Below are 18,193 nucleotides of genomic sequence, written 5' to 3'. Positions count from 1 at the left end.
CAACTGTGGGAGCGGGCTTGCTCGCGAAGGCGTCTGCCAGAACAACACCGAATAATCAGGCCGCCGCAGGCACACCACTATGAAAACGGAACTCCACGTCCGGCGACTCGATCAGTTCCTGCTCGGCGGCGCGGACCCTGTCGATCACCTGGGCGATGTCCTTGGCGTCGCCGTACTGGTAGGCCAGTTTCAGGTAACCCTGGAAATGCCGGGCCTCGCTCTTGAGCAAACCGAAGTAGAACTTGCCCAGCTCTTCGTCCAGGTGCGGCACCAGGGCTTCGAAACGCTCGCAACTGCGGGCCTCGATGAACGCCCCCACCACCAGGGTGTCCACCAGTTTCACCGGCTCGTGACTGCGTACCACCTTGCGCAGCCCCGACGCATAGCGCCCGGCGGACAGCTGGCGCAGTTCGATCTTGCGCCGCTTCATCAGGCGCATGACCTGTTCGTGGTGCACCAGCTCTTCCCGGGCCAGGCGCGACATCATGTTGATCAGATCGACGTGTGAGTGATACTTGGCGATCAGGCTCAACGCGGTGCTGGCCGCCTTGAATTCGCAGTTCTTGTGGTCGATCAGCAGGGTTTCCTGATCGGCCAGCGCGGCCTGGATCCAGCCGTCGGGGGTGCGGCAGCCAAGGAACTCGTGAATTTCGGGAAGGATCATGGGGCTCACGGAAAAATAGGTTCAAAACGAAGGGCGCCGATTATACCGGCCTGCCCGCAGACCACCAGTCGCCAACCGTTGATATGCATCAAGTCCCCGAATCGCAGACAGCAACTATAGTTGTGCAACGCCGTGTTTTTTTCAGGAGATCGCGCACATGCAAGCCGTTCGCAGCATTCTGGTGGTCATCGACCCCGAACATTCCGAAAGCCTGGCGCTCAAACGGGCGAAGTTGATCGCCGGTGTGACCCAGGCACAGTTGCATCTGCTGGTGTGCGACCCCAAGCATGATCACAGTGGCATGTTGGGTGTGCTCAAGGCCGCTTTACTGGAAGACGGTTACAACGTCACCACTGAGCAGGCCTGGAATCAGAGCCTGCATCAAACCATCATCGATGTGCAGCAAGCCGAAGGCTGCGGTCTTGTGGTGAAGCAGCACTTTCCCGACAGCGCGCTGAAAAAGGCCCTGCTGACACCCGAGGACTGGAAATTGCTGCGCCAATGCCCTTCCCCGGTACTGCTGGTGAAAACCGCTGGCTCATGGAAAGACAAAGTGATCCTGGCAGCCGTCGACGTCGGCAACACCGACCTCGAACACCGCCACTTGCACGACACCATCATTGATCATGGCTATGACATCGCCACCCTGGCCAAGGCTCGCTTGCACGTGATCAGCGCCCACCCGTCGCCGATGCTGTCGTCGGCCGACCCGACGTTTCAACTCAGCGAAACCATCCAGGCGCGCTACCGCGAGCAATGCAAGTCGTTCCAGGCGGAATTCGACATCGACGATGATCACCTGCACATCGAGGAAGGCCCGGCGGACGTGTTGATTCCGTTCATGGTGCACAAGCTGCAGGCGGCCGTGACCGTCATCGGCACCGTGGCGCGCACCGGGTTGTCAGGGGCGTTGATCGGCAATACCGCGGAAGTGGTGCTCGATTCGGTCGAGAGCGACGTGCTGGTGCTCAAACCGATGGAAGTGGCGGATCATCTTGAGGAGATTGTCGACAAGCATTGAGATTTTTGCTGTTTGGCCGGACGCCATCGCGAGCAAGCTCGCTCCCACAGGGGATCTGTATCGTTCACAAACCTTCTGTGGGAGCGAGCTTGCTCGCGATGCTTTTAAGAGCTACCCGCCGAAGGCATCTTTCAAAAACCCCGGCGCAATGTAGCGCTGGTAATGGGCCTCGGAGAGCAGGAAAAATTCCCGATCAATGGCGTCGCGCAGTTCCGGCAGGTTCCACTCGCGAAACTCCGGCAGCAACACCATCCCGTAGGCTTCCAGGTTGTTGATCACCCGCGCGCCCCGGGCGATCAACTGGTAGGCCCAGCAATATTCCGACTGATGGGGCACGAAGCGGATCTTGCGCTGCTCCAGCTGCATTCTCAGCAGCGCAGGATCGAAAATTTCCACCTTGGCGGCCATCACCTGGGACAGCAACTGCTCAAGACGCAGCCATACCGCGCGCTTTTCTTCCTCGTTGTAACCGTTCCAGTGGATCACTTCGTGGTGGAAACGCTTGCAGCCACGGCACACCAGGTCACCGTAAACGGTGGAGCAGAGGCCGACGCAGGGTGTCTTGATGGTCTGATTGGGCATAGATAGGCAAAACGCGAAAAAGCAGGACAGGCCGGCATGTTAGCCCTTTGTCGGCCATTGATCACCCCTCAAAGTTCAGGGCCTATGGAGAATCGGGCTCTGGTGACCGCCTCCACCAAAGTCCAATAAACACTGACTTACCTTTAATTTTTTTTTGCCGTAGAATCAGCCTGCCTTTTTAGGCGCCAATGTCCGTTAGAAGCTGTTTTCAAAGCGTCACGAGCACAGTCGTTCCTTCAGAGCGGTGTTGGCGAGGGGTTTTTCCAGCGGGGAAAAGCCCAACGCCAACCCTCATCAGCTCCCGTTCTGCAGGCGTAAAACTTTGAAAGCAGCTTCTGTAAGGAATTGTCGGTAATTCTGGCTAAGTGGCTCACAACGCCATGCAGCGCATGAGTACGGCAATTTCGGGATGAGCGTCCCGGACACCCATTTGGGACCACTGATGAGGGTAATAACTGTGCTTGAAGCCTACCGCAAACATATCGAAGAGCGCGCAGCACTGGGTATCGTTCCCCAGCCGCTAAACGCCGAACAAACTGCAGGCCTGGTCGAGCTGCTGAAAAATCCCCCGGCTGGCGAAGAAGCATTCCTCGTTGACCTGATCACCAATCGCGTTCCGCCTGGAGTGGACGAAGCAGCCTATGTAAAGGCCGGCTTCCTGTCCGCCATCGCCAAAGGCGAAGCCAAATCCCCCCTGATCGACAAGAAGCGCGCTGTTGAACTGCTCGGCACCATGCAGGGCGGCTACAACATCGTGACTCTGGTTAACCTGCTGGACGACGCCGAACTGGCTCCAGTAGCTGCCGAAGAACTCAAGCACACCCTGCTGATGTTCGACGCCTTCCACGACGTCGCTGAAAAAGCCAAGAACGGTAATGTTCACGCCCAAGGCGTGCTGCAATCCTGGGCTGACGGCGAGTGGTTCGTGAAGCGCCCGACCCTGGCCGACAAGATCAGCCTGCGCGTGTTCAAGGTCACCGGCGAAACCAACACCGACGACCTGTCCCCTGCGCCTGATGCCTGGTCCCGTCCTGACATCCCGCTGCACGCCCTGGCCATGCTGAAAATGGCTCGCGACGGCATCGTGCCTGACGCACAAGGCGTCACCGGTCCGATGAAGCAGATCGAAGAAATGCGCAACGCCGGTTTCCCTATCGCCTACGTCGGTGACGTGGTCGGTACCGGTTCTTCGCGTAAATCGGCCACCAACTCGGTGCTGTGGTTCTTCGGCGACGACGTTCCTTATGTACCGAACAAGCGTGCCGGCGGTTTCTGCTTCGGCAGCAAGATCGCTCCGATCTTCTACAACACCATGGAAGATGCCGGCGCACTGCCAATCGAATTCGACGTTTCCAACATGCACATGGGCGACGTGATCGACCTGTACCCGCATGCTGGCAAAGTCTGCAAGCACGGCACCGACGAAGTCCTGACCACCTTCGAAATGAAGACCCCGGTGCTGTTGGACGAAGTTCGTGCCGGCGGCCGTATTCCGCTGATCATCGGCCGTGGCCTGACCGAAAAGGCTCGCACCGAGCTGGGCCTGGCACCTTCGGACCTGTTCAAGAAGCCTGAAGCACCGGCTGAAAGCACCAAGGGTTTCACCCTGGCGCAGAAAATGGTCGGCAAGGCTTGCGGCGTGACCGGCGTTCGTCCGGGCACCTACTGCGAACCGAAGATGACCACCGTGGGCTCCCAGGACACCACCGGTCCCATGACCCGTGACGAACTGAAAGACCTGGCGTGCCTGGGCTTCTCGACCGATCTGGTGATGCAGTCCTTCTGCCACACCGCGGCTTACCCCAAGCCGATCGACGTGACCACCCACCACACCCTGCCTGACTTCATCATGACCCGCGGCGGCGTTTCCCTGCGTCCGGGCGACGGCATCATCCACTCGTGGCTGAACCGCATGCTACTGCCAGACACCGTCGGTACCGGTGGTGACTCCCACACCCGTTTCCCGATCGGCATCTCGTTCCCGGCCGGTTCCGGTCTGGTTGCGTTCGCCGCAGCCACCGGCGTCATGCCGCTGGACATGCCTGAGTCGATCCTGGTTCGCTTCAAAGGCGAACTGCAGCCAGGCGTCACCCTGCGCGACCTGGTTCACGCCATTCCTTACTACGCGATCCAGGCTGGCCTGCTGACCGTAGAGAAGAAAGGCAAGAAGAACGCCTTCTCCGGTCGCATCCTGGAGATCGAAGGCCTGCCTAAGCTGACCGTAGAGCAAGCGTTCGAACTGTCTGACGCCTCGGCTGAACGTTCGGCTGCCGGTTGCACCATCCAGCTGTCCAAAGAGTCGATTGCCGAATACCTGCAGTCCAACATCACCCTGCTGCGCTGGATGATCGGCGAAGGCTACGGCGATGCACGTACTCTGGAACGTCGCGCTCAAGCGATGGAAGCCTGGCTGGCCAACCCTGAGCTGCTGCAAGCGGACAAAGACGCTGAATACGCTGAAATCATCGAGATCGACCTGGCCGACATCAAGGAGCCTGTGCTCTGCGCGCCGAACGACCCGGACGACGCTCGCCTGCTCTCCAGCGTTGCTGGCGAGAAGATCGACGAAGTGTTCATCGGTTCGTGCATGACCAACATCGGTCACTTCCGCGCTGCCGGCAAGTTGCTGGAACAGGTCAAGGGTCAGCTGCCAACCCGTCTGTGGCTGTCGCCGCCGACCAAGATGGACGCTCACCAGCTGACCGAAGAAGGCTACTACGGCATCTACGGCAAGGCCGGCGCGCGCATGGAAATGCCGGGCTGCTCGCTGTGCATGGGTAACCAGGCACGTGTAGAGCCGAACTCGACTGTCGTGTCGACTTCGACCCGTAACTTCCCGAACCGTCTGGGTGACGGCGCGAACGTCTACCTGGCTTCGGCCGAGCTGGCGTCCGTGGCTTCCATCCTGGGTCGCCTGCCGACCGTCGAGGAGTACATGGAATACGCTGGCAAGATCGACAGCATGGCGGCCGATGTCTACCGCTACCTGTCCTTCGACCAGATCGCCGAGTTCCGTGAAGCTGCTGCGAACGCCAACATCCCGGTCGTTCAAGCCTAACGTTGCAACGCAATGAAAAACGCCGCCCATCGTGAGATGAGCGGCGTTTTTTTATGCCTTCTGCCACAGCCCCCTACCCCTGTGGGAGCGAGCTTGCTCGCGATAGCGGTTTGTCTGTTACATCTATGTCGACTGATCCACCGCTATCGCGAGCAAGCTCGCTCCCACAGGTTATGCGCCAGCCTTCAGCGCCTGTTGCACCGCCCCGTCCACACTCAAACCACTCAGAATCACACCGCTGGATTGCACCTGCGCCAGCGCCGTTTGTGCATCGTCCTTCAGACGCGCCAGAATCAGCCGCTTGCCTTCCTGATGCACCCGCACGAAAAACTCCTGCAACGCCTCGATGCTGGTGCCATCCAGGTCGGGGGACTCCTCAAGACTGAGAATCACCGTATGAACCGGCGTTTGCGAATGCCGGATCAGACGCAAGGCACCGCCGAGAATCCGCTCGACGTTGGCAAAGAACAACGCTTCCCCCGGTCGCACAATCAACACGCCCGGCACGGCTTGCGCCGTTAGATGGCGCTGCAGGTCGACAAAGTCGTGACCGCCATCGATGCGCCCCAGAATCTGGATATCCGCCGCCGACATCTGCTTGAGCATCAGCAACACACTGATCGCCACCGCCACCAGCAAGCCGTCCAGCACCCCCAGCACCAACACCGCCCCCACGGCGCAGATCACCAGCAAGCGGTCACGGCGCCAGATGAAATAGCGTCCCAGCGGCTGCAGGCTCAAGCCCCGCCCCAGAGCATGGATGACGATGGCGGCGAGGATCGGCTCCGGGGTCAGGGCGATGTAAGGCAGCACCGTCAGGACAATGAGCAGAACCACCAGCGCCGCCACGATACCGGCTAGACGCGAAGTGGCGCCCGCCGCCTCATTGGCCGACGTCGCCGAATACCCCGCGCCCGCCGGCATGCCATGGAACAGGCCGGACAACAGGTTGGAAGCCCCCAGCACCAGCAGGTCGCGGTTCGAGGTCACCCGGTCGCGATGTTTTAGCGCATAAGAACTGATCGAGCCGTAGGACTCCGCATACAGGATCATCACCATGGCGAACGCCAATTCGCCCAGGCGCAGCCAGTCGGCAAACGGCAGTACCGGCAGCTTCGGCACCTCCAGGCTCAGGTCGATCACGCCAATCAGCTTCACGCCATAAGCCGGCAGGTCCAGCCACTGCCCCGCCGCAATGCCGAGCACCACCACCAACAAACCACCCGGCAAGCGCCGAAACCGCGCAAACAGCCATAACAAGGCCAATGCCACGGCGCCGACGCCAGCCGCCACCCAGTTCCATTGCGGCAATTGCTCCAGCAGTTGCGGCAGAAACCCCACCAGATTGGCATCGGTCAAATGCACGCCGACTACACTGGCGACCTGTTTGAGAATGATGGTCAGCGCCAGGCCAAAGGCAAAGCCGCGCAGCACCGGTTTGGCGATGAACGAAGTCACGCTGCCGAGCTTGAACAGCCCCGCTAGCAGGAAAAACGCTCCGGTCACCAGCACCAGGCCGATGGCCAGGGTCGAACGAAGCCCGGGATCGCCATTGGCCAGGGTGGCGGTCGCGGCGGCCAGCACGGCGGCGGAGGATGAAGTGGCCGAGACAATCGCAAAACGGCTGGTGCCGAACAGGCCATAACACAGCAACCCGGCGAACAAGGCGATCACCCCGGCCTGGGGCGCCAGGGCGGCGATGCTTGAATAGGCGACCGCTTCGGGCAGCAACAGGCCGGCAATCGACAGCCCTGCCAACAGGTCCTGCCAGCGATTGGGTTGCTCGATGGGATTAGCCTTTGGGGCGCTCGACAATCCAGTGTCTCCAGGCGAAAAAAAACCGCTGCACGTATCACGTGCAGCGGCCACTGTAGCTGAAAATCAAAAGATCGCAGCCTGCGGCAGCTCCTACGCAGGCCGCGAACCGCTGCGATGTGTCGGTCACCCGATCTCTGTAGGAGCTGCCGCAGGCTGCGATCTCTTGATCTTTAACCTCAGGCGGTCAGCGAGTAGATCAACGCCGTAATCGCCACCAGGCCCACCGCCGTCACGAAGACGTTGGATGCCTGACCGCGATAGCGCGCCATCGCCGGCACCTTGCGGATGGCGTACATCGGCATCAGGAACAGGATCGCCGCGATCACCGGGCCACCGAGGGTTTCGATCATGCCGAGGATGCTCGGGTTCAGCGTGGCGACGATCCAGCACACCACCAGCATGAACGCAGCGGTCATGCGGTCCAGGGCCTTGGCGGACGGACGCTTGCCGCTCTTGACGATCAGGCCCTTGAGGCCTTCGCTGGCGCCGATGTAGTGCCCCAGGAACGACTTGGAAATGGCCACGAAGGCAATCAACGGCGCCGCGAAGGCGATGGTCGGATTGCTGAAGTGGTTGGCCAGGTACGACAGGATCGACAGGTTCTGCGCCTTGGCTTCAGCCAGTTGCGCTGGCGACAGGGTCAGCACGCAACTGAAGACGAAGAACAGCACCATCACCACCATCAGCAGGTGGGCGCGGGACAGGATCTGCGAGCTGCGCTCTTCGGCGTGTTCGCCGTAACGACGCTTCTGGTCCACCGCGAAGGCCGAAATGATCGGCGAGTGGTTGAACGAGAACACCATCACCGGAATCGCCAGCCACAAGGTGTGCAGCAGTGCCGAAGGCGCAGGCACCTGGCTCGCGGTGGCCAGGATGCCGCCGTTCCAGTGCGGGACCAGATACACCGCCAGAAACAGCAGCGCGACGATGAACGGGTACACCATCAGGCTCATGGCCTTGACGATCATTTGCTCACCGCAACGCACCACCGCCAGCAGGCCAAGGATCAACACCAGTGACAGCACGGCGCGCGGTGGCGGCGTGATGTGCAGTTGGTGTTCCATGAAGCTGCCGACCGTGTTGGTCAGGGCCACGCTGTAGATCAGCAGGATCGGGAAGATCGCGAAGAAGTACAGCAAGGTGATCAGCGCGCCGGCCTTGATGCCGAAATGCTCTTCCACCACTTCAGTGATGTCGGCGCCTTCGCGACCGGACAGCACGAAACGGGTCAGCCCGCGGTGTGCGTAGAACGTCATCGGAAACGCCAGCAACGCCAGGACCAGCAGCGGCCAGAAACCGCCCAGGCCTGCGTTGATCGGCAAAAACAGGGTACCCGCACCAATCGCCGTGCCAAACAGGCCCAGCATCCAGGTGGTGTCCTGGCGATTCCAGCTCGACAGCGTCGCGGGTGTCGCTTCTACATAGCGTTCGTTAACGCTATTGGCCTGATCATTCATCCGGTGGGATCTCCACATTCCGGTCACTTGCCACCCGGCCAGGACGCGTCGGAATACCCGACAGGCGGCGTCCGGCCGAAACAGGGGCGGCATTCTGGGGGATTAGTGAGCAGAAGCAAAGACTTAGGTGAGGAACGGTGGTACCAATCGAACGATAGTGAACGACACATAACCTGTGGGAGCGGGCTTGCCCGCGAAGGCGGCGGCACATTCAGCGTTGAGGTGACTGACACACCGCTATCGCGGGCAAGCCCGCTCCCACAGGGATTTGTGCGTCTTTCAGATCCTGCACTTCATCGCAAGATGGCGTCTGCCACTTGATAAAGGTCAAACGTCATGTATTTTTAACCGACCAGCATTCCTTCTGGAGTCTTCCCATGCCACTGGTTCGCGTCGACATCAAAAAACACCGGGACCCCTCCCACGCCAAACGCATCGGGCAACTGATCTATGCCGCCATGCGCCAGACCATTGGCGTACCGGAACACGACAACTTCCAGATCCTGGCCGAACACGACGAGCAGCATTTCATCTTTGATCCCGAGTATCTGGGCATCAACCGCACCGATAACCTGGTCGTCATCCAGATCACCCTCAACGAAGGGCGAACCCTGGAGCAGAAAAAAAACCTCTACAAAACCATCGCCGAAAGCCTTAACGCAGAGATGGCGGTGCGCCTGGAGGACGTTTTCATTAATCTGGTGGAAGTGAAAAAAGAGAACTGGTCGTTCGGCAACGGGATTGCCCAATACGCCCTCTGATATTCAACCTGCAAACCGAGAGTGACCCATGCCCCGAGTTTCCCGTAAACAAGCCGACCTCAACCGCGAGACTATCGTCGAAGCCGCCACCCGGCTGTTTCGCGAACGCGGCTTGCACGGGATCAGCGTGGTCGATGTGATGGCCGCCGCGGGCCTGACCCACGGCGGTTTCTACGGGCACTTCGAATCCAAAGAGGCCCTGGCACAGGAGGCCAGCGGCCGGGCTTTCGAGCAGGCCGCGCAACGCTGGCTAGGGCGGGTGGCCGAGCATGACAGCAAGGACGCCTCCCGCCGCGCCGTGGTCGAAACCTATCTGTCCAACGAAAGCCGGGACAATCCGGGCGACAGCTGCCCGGTGGTGGCCTTTGCCGGGGACATGTGCCATGAGGCCGCCGAGAGTGGATTACGCCAAACCTATCTGCAGGGCGTGAACAACCTGCTCGATTCCCTCGGCTCGCTGCTGGACTCAGAGGACGAAGCCAGCAAGCGGCAGCAGGCGCTGGTGCAGTACTCGCTGATGTTCGGTGCGCTGATGCTGTCCCGGGCCACCCGCGGCGATCCGCTGTCGGATGAAATTCTCGAAGCTGCCCGGGCCGCCCTCACGCCGTCGAAGTAAAGCGACCGCACCCCGCGCAATGAACAGATCGCAGGCTTCGCCAGCTCCTACACTCAGCGCAGTGCCCGCCATGGCGCAGGAGCTGCCGCAGGCTGCGATCGCTGGTGGTTGCCAAGCCACCCTGAAATCAGCAATCTCAAGTGACGTTCGAGCCGATTTTTCGATGCCCACAGGGAGCCACGCATGCCTGTAACCGTTCTGGTACTGGTTGAAACCATCAATGATTACCTGCCTATCCTTGAACATCAGGGCTTTCACCTGATCCTGGCCCCGACGCCCGCCGAGCGCGCCGAAGCCATCGCCCGCCACACCGGGCAGATCGACGCCGTCCTCACCCGTGGCCCGTTGGGGCTGTATGCCGATGAAATCGCCGCCCTGCCCAACCTCAAGATCATCTGCGTGATCGGTGCCGGCTATGAACACGTCGACCTGCAGGCCGCAGCGAACCGGGGCATCACCGTCACCAATGGCGCCGGGGTCAACGCCTCGTCCGTCGCCGACCATGCCATGGCGCTGCTGCTGTCGCTGGTGCGCGACATACCCCGCTGTGATGCCGCTGTACGGCGCGGCGAGTGGCCGAAGATCATGCGCCCGTCCCTGGCCGGCAAACGCCTGGGCATCCTCGGCCTCGGCGCGGTCGGCATGGCCATCGCCAAACGCGCCAGCGCCGGTTTCGACATGAACATTTGCTACCACAATCGCCAGCATCGCAGCGATGTGTCCTACACTTTCTGCTCGACCCCGACCGACCTGGCGCGCGCCTCGGACTTCTTGATCGTCGCCACGCCCGGCGGCATGGACACCCGGCAACTGATCAATCGCCAGGTGCTCGACGCGTTAGGCCCCAACGGGTTTATCGTCAACATCGCCCGGGCCAGCGTGATTGCCACCGCCGACCTGATCGCCGCCCTGGAGCAACGCCGGATCGCCGGTGCCGCGCTGGATGTGTTCGACGCCGAACCGAAGGTGCCGGATGCACTCAAGACCCTGAACAACGTGATCCTCACCCCCCATGTCGCCGGGCTGTCCCCGGAAGCCACCCAGGGCACCGTCGAACTGGTGGGCAAGAACCTCGTGGCATTTTTCTCCGGCCAACCGGTGCTTACGCCGATTGCCTTGCCCGAGCCGATCACGCCGTACCCGGTCACCGACTAAAGGACGCCCAACAGCGTCCACAGACGACGGGATTCGGCATCGGCCGAGATCAGTTCACCCAACAGTTCACTCAGCGGTTTGTTGCCCCACTCCACCCCCCTGCGAATCAAGTAAGGGACGGGGCTGTGGGGTTCGGTGCGTGTCAGGTACTCGGCAATCAACAGTAATTGCCGATAGGCCTCGTCGCGACTCGCCGGCTCGCGAAACACCTGAGGCGTGGAAGGCACCGGCGCCAGCCCGGCCGATTCTGGCGCCGCCTGGGTTGGCGGCTCGACCGGCACCTCGGTCAACGGTCGTGGCTGCATGTCGATGAACTCCTGTACCAGTGTCAACAACGCTTCGATCACATCCTGCAAACCCCTGAAGCCCGGTGCCTGGGCGCCGAGGTAAGCATCGCTCCAGGCTTGCAGCCGTTGCAGATGCTGCAGGCTCGCCAGCAGGTTGTCCTGGTGACGTAGCCATTGGGACAGAGGTGTGGAGCGGATCAGCTCGGTGAGTTTTTGCTGTTCGCCCCGTGCTGTTTCCGCCGCTGTTTTTGCCGCCTTGCTGTCATTGACCAGTACCTGTTGCAGCTGTAATCGCCGCCACGCGTCCAGACAGTAACCTTCGAATTCACCGTGACGCGGATCGATCAGCGCCACCCGTGTCAGCAACACTTCGCTGTAGCGCCGCACCAGCCACTCCAGGGGAATGACTCGCCAGGACTGGTCGCCGTCTTCAGCCCGGGGATGAAGCTGCTCGGGGTAGCGCTCGCACAGGCCCGCGACCAGTGCGAGGCTGCCTGGCAACCCGTCCAGGCCGTCCCGATGCAACCAGGCCTCACCGAGCCAGGCGCACACCATCAAATCCTTGCTCCGTTCGAGCAGCAAGGTGGTGGTCAGCTTTTCCAGTTCGGGCCATTGCGCCCGTTTGATCGACGACTGCCAGACCCCCGTTGGCAGGCTGGTGTCGTCCTCTCGACGCAGCTCACGGGCCTGGTCGAACTCACGCTCGTAACGCAAATCCTCGCCGCAGGGTGCCTGTTCGCTGATCGGTTCGAGCAGCCGGGCAATCAGCTCCGGCAACGGTGGTGAAGTCAGGTTCACAAGCCCTCCTCCTCAGTCATGACCGTCGCAGACACAGTCGCCCTGGTTTGCATGAACGGTGAACGCGGGGCCCGGGTGGGCAACGGTGGAATGGACAGCGGCAATTTCGAGCCCTGGCTCATTAACGACACACGCACAAACATCAGCGTCTGCTCGGCCGTGCTGGTCTGTGCGGTGACCGGCAGGCGCAATGTCAGCGGAAAATCGGTGAAGTCCATGTTCGGCTGGCGCTGCACCGACTGGTGCGAACGCATCAAGCGCAGCAACGACCACGGGCCGCCGTACTCCCAACCGGCTTCGAAATCACGCACCATCAGGTTGGGCTGCAACGGATCATTGGCCGGGCGTTGCGAACCGTTCCTGGCCCAGCGCAAGGTCAACCGGACCGGCTGGCCGACCATCCAGCGCAGGTTCGGCTGAGGCTCGCCGGGGTAACTGATTTGTTGATTGCCGGCATTCAAGCCCCAGGCAATCACCTGATCGGCGCCACGCTCCTCCTCGCGATCGGTGCGCCAGCGCACGTCCATTTCAACGCCGAGGATGCCGCTCTTGTCCCGCACGAACAGCGGACCCAGCCAGGTGCTGGCCAGCTTCAAGCGGTTGAGGAAATCCTCGGCAGCCAGACGCTCAGGCGTCTGGCTCAGCTGCAACCCGGCCTGCGCCACGGGCAGTCGTTTGTCGATCAAGTCGAGGAAGTGCTGAACCCGGGCCGGGTCGGCGTCGGTGGCCTGCACGCCATTGGCGAACGGGAAGCGCTCGGCCAGGTATTGATTGAAATAGTTGGCCAGGTCGTTCCAGGCCGCCGCTGCTTGTTGCTGCTGCAAGAACTGACAGCGTTGCATCGCGCTCTGTTGCAGATCCAGGGCCCGCAGGGCCAGGGTCCCGCGCCCGCCGGACAAGCTGGCTGTCTGCAGAATTTGGGCACAGGACGTGGCGTCCATTTCAATGAAGTCGCGGCTCACCAACTGCTCGATCTGGGCCGGCGAACTGGCGGGGTTCTGGTCCTTGTACTTGAGCAGTTCATCGTTGAGCGCGCTGAATTGCATGACGCGCTCGTAATCCAGCGCCGAGAGATTCTGTTGCTGGGTCTTCAGCCACTCCAGCGCCGAGGTGCGCCGTTCGGTGATGCCGAGCATGGTATTGAATTGCTGCTTGAGGCTCAGCTTCAAATCCTGCACATCAAGGGCGCCGTACAGTTGCAGGCCGAGGTTTTTCGAGCCGTCCCACTGGCTGATCTCACTGCGCCCGCTGAACAACGGCTGCGCGGTAATCTCCTCCAGACCGCTGACCACCTGGGCCATGGCGCGACGGTTCAGCGCGTTTTGCACACGCATGGCCAGATCGTTGCGATGGACCTCGGCGAAGGCTTTTTGCAAGGCCACGGCCTGTGGCGCCAGCACGTTGAAGACATCGTCGCCACGGGGTCGGTCATTCTGGTCCTTGAGACTCAACCACATGGCCTTGGCCGCCGCCCCCTCTGCCGCCTGAAGCACCGCATCGCGATACGCCGGGGGAATGCGTGGCAGTTCTTCGGCGGCATAACTCTTGTAGCTGGCAAAATAATTCAGCGCCGTACCGAGATCGTCACCATCGACGTTCTGCCCCTGAACGGCAGCGGCGGCCTGATCCGCGCGCAAGGCGATCGCCACGAAATCCCGTTTGAACAGGGCCTGTACCGCGTTGTTCAACTGGTTGACGTGCACTTGCAAGCTCAGTTGCCCGCTGCCTTGCTGAACCAGCAAGTTGCCCCGGGCCCCGGCCTGGGCGATCCACTGATCACGAAAGCTTTGCTGCAACCTGGACGCTTGCTGATCCAGCTGTTGCTCGACCTGCGGGCCGAGCAGGCTGCTCTGGCGCACCTTGTCCATCATCTCGCGGTAACCCGGCACCAGGTCCTGGCCCTTGCCGCGACTCCAGGCCGAATTGGTCAGCCCGATCAGCGCTTGCAGGTCGTCGATCAGCGCGCGCAAGTCTTCGAGTTCCGCCAGGGAGTTGCCGCTGCCGGCCTCCAGCCGCTCAAGATGCAACTTGAGATAGCCGGCCTGACGGACGAAGTTGTCGGCCAGAAAATACTGGTCAAGCCAACGCTCCATGAGCCCGGAAAAGTTCTCCTCGATGACCGCACGTTCCATGGCCAGGTCCAGGGGCTTCAATTCACCGCCATTGGCATCGAGCAACACCCGGTTGTAAAAACCCGCACGGTGCAACGTACCGGCATTGAGGTTCAGGGACAGCGCGTTGTTGCTCAGCAACGCCAGGTCTTCGAGGGGCGCCTTGGGGTTGTTCAGCGCCTGGTTGAACCATTGATTCTGTTGCTCAAGACGTACCGCGCGCTCCACCAGGTCCTTGGCCTTGACGTAATTCTGCCATTGGGCCGGGTCTTCGCTTTCGACGTTGCCACGTCGCTCGGTGTTGCGAATGGCCTTGAGTTGCACCAGTTCGGCCTTCAGCAAGTCATGCAGCGGTTCCAGCATATGGCTCTGGGCCGTCAGGCGCAGTTGATCCTCCAGTTGCCTGTCCAGCGACGAGAACCAGGAGGTGGGAAACACCACCGAGGTGAAGCTCCAGCGCGGAGCCTTTTCCAGGACTCGCCAGAACCCCTGGACGTTGCGCCGGGTCGACTCCAGCCGATGGGACTCATCGGTGACTGCAACGTAATTCTTCTGTGCGCCTTGCAGCAGACGCGACAGTTCATGCGCATCCTTGACCGAGTCCTGCCAGACCCAGAGCATGCTGGCGGCCCAGACCACGCCGACCGCCAGCGCCACCACAGCGGTCAGTCGCTGCCAGCGCTGACGCAGGCGCAGCAAGCGGGGCACCACCTGAGCCAGACCGCGTTCGGCAACCACCCGGCTTTGCCACAATTGCCGGGCAAACGCACTCTGCTGCAACCCGTTGTCATAGGCCGAGAGCCCGTCGCAAGCGTCTTGCGAAGGCTGGTTGGCGGTGAAGTACACCCCACGAAAACGTGGCGCCTCGCCTTGAGCATTGCCCTGAAATACCGGTTCGAGCACGGTTTGCAGGTGGTGCCTCAAGGCCTCGAATTGTTCCGGCAACCCAAACAGCTCACCCTTGAGATGGCCGGACAACGCACCGATTTCAATGATCGATTCCGACAGGGCCCGATTCACCTGGTCCAGCGCCTGATCGCTCCATTGCGCCTGCCAGGCTGCTTCGGGGCCAAAGGGTGAAGACCAGCCCAACGTGCGTTCGCGGGCTTCGGCGGGGAGCGCCGAGATCAGCTCCTGAAAACCCGGCAAATCTTCCATGCCGGTAATCACCACGTACACCGGCAGGCTCAGGCCAAACCGCTGCAACAGATCGATGAAGCGCCGGCGCGCCACCAGGCCGAGGTTCGCGGCTTGCTCGGCATTGCCCAGGCGGCTGACCGGCACGGTCCAGATCACCCCGTCCAGTGGCCGTTTGCTGCGCAGGCGCAGGATCAATCCCAACAAGCGCCACCAGCCGCCGCGCTGAAGACTCATGCCCTCATCAGGCAAAAACAGCGCCTGTGGCACCACCAACACCGCGCCTTCGGGGTCCGACCACCAGCGTCCGAACCAGGCCGGTTTATCCGTCGGTTGCAAGCGCCACTGGCTGCACAACTGGGTGCCCTGGGTTTCGTCGCCGAGCATCAGCAGCCATGGAATCTGGTAACGGTCCTGAGCGCCCTGCTCCTGTTCCATATGGCGCACCGCGTTATAAAAACTGCGGATCGCCGCCCCGCTCTGGGTGCGCAACCACCAGACCGCCACCGCGATGACCACCAGCAGCACCAACAGGACGAAGACCAGCCCCACGATCCCCAGTGTGCTCATGCGTCTTGCTCCGAGGTGGCCACCGGGTCGGTGCTCTGTAAAACCGGGTCGAGCTCCTGGCGAATGTCACGCCAGAAGAACTGCCCCAGCCCGGTCAGAATCATGACCATGGCGAGAATGACCAGGCCAAGGCGAAAACCATCGGGCAACGACTGCCGCACCGGCAACTGCACCGGGGGCACTGCCGAAGGCTGCGCGAGCCGGGCGCTGACATCGGCATACTCCGCGTCGTGCTGCCAGGCAAACGTGAACAGCGCCAGGCGCAGTTTTTCATGCTGGACCTGACTCTGTTCGCCGCGCAGCCGTCCTTCAAACCCCAACACCAGGCATTGCAGATAGACATTGGCCAAATCGCGGGTGGCGGGAATCTGCTCGTCCAGCAATGTCTTGATCGCCGCCGGTAGTTTTTCACCGGCCTGACGGCTGGCGTACATCCGCGACTCCAGCGGTTTTTCTTGCCAGGCGGTCTGCCCCGGCCACGGCGTGAACAACAGCGTTTCATCGATCAAGGCGACAAAGGCATAGACCAGCGCCTTGACCTGATCGGTCGCCGCTTCGCCAACCCGGGCGAAAGCCGTGCGCCACAGACGCTGGGAAATTTGCGTCGACAGGTCGACCACCGCCTCCACCAGTGCATCGTCATCGCTGTCCCCGGGCAGCTGATTCCACTCCCGGGACCATTGCAACCAGGCTTCGCGAAATGCGCTGCTCAACGGTGCTTCGCGCAAGCCCCGTGTACCCGCCCCGGCATGCCCCTCGAACATACGACGCCCCTTCCGTGATCAGGCACTTTCACCGGCCTGTGCCACAAACAACACCACTTGCCATGGGCTGCTCGCCGGCTTGGCGGCCGGCGCGACAATCAGCAACGGCAATTGCCCGTCGAACCATTGACCCTCGGCCGTCACCACAAACAACCGCGTGTCGTCGCCAACGCTGTAGGCCACTTGCTCGTTTCGGCTCATCGCCTCATGGGGCAAACCGCTCATGCGCTGGCGACTGAGCAAGGGCACATGCGGCGCCGAGGCGATGATCGCGCCGCTCAGCCATTCGCCGGCCGCCTGTTCGCTGCTGCCGTTGGGCATGCGCAAACCGATGACCAGGCGCTGGCTCGGCTGATCGTCCGGCAGTTGAATCGAGAAGCTCTGTTTGCTGCGTTCGAACGGCAGGCTGCGATAGCCGGCGCGGATCAACTCGAGGGTTCTTTCGAGCCAGTCCAGGACCGGTTCATAGCCACGCTGCAGTTCCAGAAAATCCAGTGGGGCGAACGGTGGAACCCCGGCCAAAGGGTCCAGCGCGGACCAGGCACCAGTCAGCCCGAGCAACAAACCGTGCAATGCCTGCGGGGTGGCCAGTCGACTGTTCAGCGTACCCTCGACCTCCGGCAGGCGCGCCCAGAGCGCCGTCAGTTGTCGACGGATTTCCAGCGCATCGTCTTGATTGCCGGCCTGTTGCGCCTGGCGCAGGCGGCCGGCCAGGAACATGCATTTCTCCCGCGTCCTGGCACACAGCCCGGCCACCCGCCGACCCAACGGCGACTCGGGCAGCAGGCAAGGCGTGGGCGGTGTGTAGGGCAACGAAAGGAAACCACCGCCCTCCTTGCGGACTTTCAGCAGTGGCAAACAGATGGAGTCGGCCTTGTTCAGTTGCGTGCACAACCGCGGATTCGGACGCCACACCGTGATCGACTCGGGGTACTCACCGCTGGTCAAATCCGGCAGCGCATCGCCGATCACCGATTGCAGCCGGCCCTTGAGCGGCAGCAATTGCCCGGCTCGCCATAAGGGGCTGACGGCCAGGTACACCGTGACCGTGGCGTTTTCCGAAGTGTTGACCGCTTCGCTGACATCGAGCTCCAGCGCCGGTCCGACGCCCACTTGCAGATTGATCGGCAAACCGTCCGGCAGCGTCGCTTGCAGATCGAGCAACCGCACCAGCCCGGCACTCAATGCGCCAGGGTCGAACTCGACCCGGCTCACGCCCCAGAACCATGGATTGCAGGCCTGGGCAAAATGCGCCACCAACGCCTCGGCTCGCAGCCCTTGCAACTGAAAATGCTGGGGCAGCAATTGCATGCCCTCGTGCCAGCAAACCGCGTCAGGTAACAGGCTCATACGACTCCCTTCGACGTCTACGTCGCCGCGCAAACCAGCGGCCT

General features: G+C 61.7%; 13 protein-coding genes. 5 read left to right on the top strand and 8 right to left on the bottom strand.

Going from position 1 to position 18,193, the window contains the following annotated elements:
- Window positions 1-55: 55 nt before the first annotated feature.
- Window positions 56-664 (bottom strand): MiaE family protein, encoded by a 609-nt coding sequence (locus AC3IP0_RS12100; RefSeq protein WP_223542583.1) that lies wholly within the window; start codon window positions 662-664, stop codon window positions 56-58.
- 157 nt (window positions 665-821) lie between these two features.
- Between AC3IP0_RS12100 and AC3IP0_RS12095 the strand changes: the two genes are divergently transcribed.
- Entirely contained in the window at window positions 822-1,685 is an 864-nt protein-coding gene (locus tag AC3IP0_RS12095; protein ID WP_489319401.1) for a universal stress protein, read from the top strand.
- 111 nt (window positions 1,686-1,796) lie between these two features.
- Here the strand turns inward: AC3IP0_RS12095 and AC3IP0_RS12090 are convergent, their stop codons facing one another.
- On the bottom strand, window positions 1,797-2,267 hold the full coding sequence (locus tag AC3IP0_RS12090; RefSeq protein WP_056727706.1) for a DUF1289 domain-containing protein: 471 nt from the start codon (window positions 2,265-2,267) through the stop codon (window positions 1,797-1,799).
- A gap of 457 nt (window positions 2,268-2,724) precedes the next feature.
- Here AC3IP0_RS12090 and acnB point away from each other — a divergent pair, with 457 nt between their 5' ends.
- On the top strand, window positions 2,725-5,325 hold the full coding sequence (gene acnB, locus AC3IP0_RS12085; RefSeq protein ID WP_489319762.1) for a bifunctional aconitate hydratase 2/2-methylisocitrate dehydratase: 2,601 nt from the start codon (window positions 2,725-2,727) through the stop codon (window positions 5,323-5,325).
- Window positions 5,326-5,496: 171 nt separating this feature from the next.
- On the opposite strand, the gene AC3IP0_RS12080 is transcribed toward acnB, so the two are convergent.
- On the bottom strand, window positions 5,497-7,140 hold the full coding sequence (locus AC3IP0_RS12080) for a SulP family inorganic anion transporter (protein WP_489327503.1): 1,644 nt from the start codon (window positions 7,138-7,140) through the stop codon (window positions 5,497-5,499).
- A 179-nt stretch (window positions 7,141-7,319) separates the two neighbouring features.
- Window positions 7,320-8,600, bottom strand: a complete 1,281-nt coding sequence (locus AC3IP0_RS12075) for a serine/threonine transporter (protein ID WP_489319399.1) — start codon at window positions 8,598-8,600, stop codon at window positions 7,320-7,322.
- Window positions 8,601-8,977: 377 nt separating this feature from the next.
- On the opposite strand from AC3IP0_RS12075, the gene AC3IP0_RS12070 reads away from it, so the two are divergent.
- The 3 genes from AC3IP0_RS12070 (at window position 8,978) to AC3IP0_RS12060 (ending at window position 11,132) form a co-directional block, all read left to right on the top strand.
- Window positions 8,978-9,361, top strand: a complete 384-nt coding sequence (locus tag AC3IP0_RS12070; protein WP_489319398.1) for a tautomerase family protein — start codon at window positions 8,978-8,980, stop codon at window positions 9,359-9,361.
- Window positions 9,362-9,389: 28 nt separating this feature from the next.
- Entirely contained in the window at window positions 9,390-9,977 is a 588-nt protein-coding gene (locus AC3IP0_RS12065; protein WP_489319397.1) for a TetR/AcrR family transcriptional regulator, read from the top strand.
- Between the two features lie 183 nt (window positions 9,978-10,160).
- On the top strand, window positions 10,161-11,132 hold the full coding sequence (locus AC3IP0_RS12060; RefSeq protein WP_489319396.1) for a 2-hydroxyacid dehydrogenase: 972 nt from the start codon (window positions 10,161-10,163) through the stop codon (window positions 11,130-11,132).
- On the opposite strand, the gene tssA is transcribed toward AC3IP0_RS12060, so the two are convergent.
- Genes tssA through tssK form a run of 4 tightly spaced genes read right to left on the bottom strand, consistent with a single transcriptional unit; the run spans window position 11,129 to window position 18,149 of the window.
- Window positions 11,129-12,217 (bottom strand): type VI secretion system protein TssA, encoded by a 1,089-nt coding sequence (gene tssA, locus AC3IP0_RS12055; RefSeq protein ID WP_489319395.1) that lies wholly within the window; start codon window positions 12,215-12,217, stop codon window positions 11,129-11,131. The genes AC3IP0_RS12060 and tssA overlap by 4 nt on opposite strands.
- Complete coding sequence (locus AC3IP0_RS12050; protein WP_489319394.1) at window positions 12,214-16,035, bottom strand: type VI secretion system protein; 3,822 nt, start codon at window positions 16,033-16,035, stop codon at window positions 12,214-12,216. The genes tssA and AC3IP0_RS12050 overlap by 4 nt, the downstream gene beginning before the upstream one ends.
- Window positions 16,032-16,799, bottom strand: a complete 768-nt coding sequence (locus tag AC3IP0_RS12045) for a DotU family type IV/VI secretion system protein (RefSeq protein ID WP_489319393.1) — start codon at window positions 16,797-16,799, stop codon at window positions 16,032-16,034. Before AC3IP0_RS12045 ends, AC3IP0_RS12050 begins: the two co-directional genes overlap by 4 nt.
- Before the next feature lie 18 nt (window positions 16,800-16,817).
- Window positions 16,818-18,149, bottom strand: coding sequence for a type VI secretion system baseplate subunit TssK (tssK, locus tag AC3IP0_RS12040; protein ID WP_489319392.1), 1,332 nt, complete (start codon window positions 18,147-18,149; stop codon window positions 16,818-16,820).
- Between the last annotated feature and the right edge of the window lie 44 nt (window positions 18,150-18,193).

This window comes from Pseudomonas sp. GL_103 (assembly GCF_057835175.1).
The sequence above is the reverse complement of the archived record's forward strand: the minus strand, read 5'-3'. Positions and strand labels throughout refer to the sequence as shown.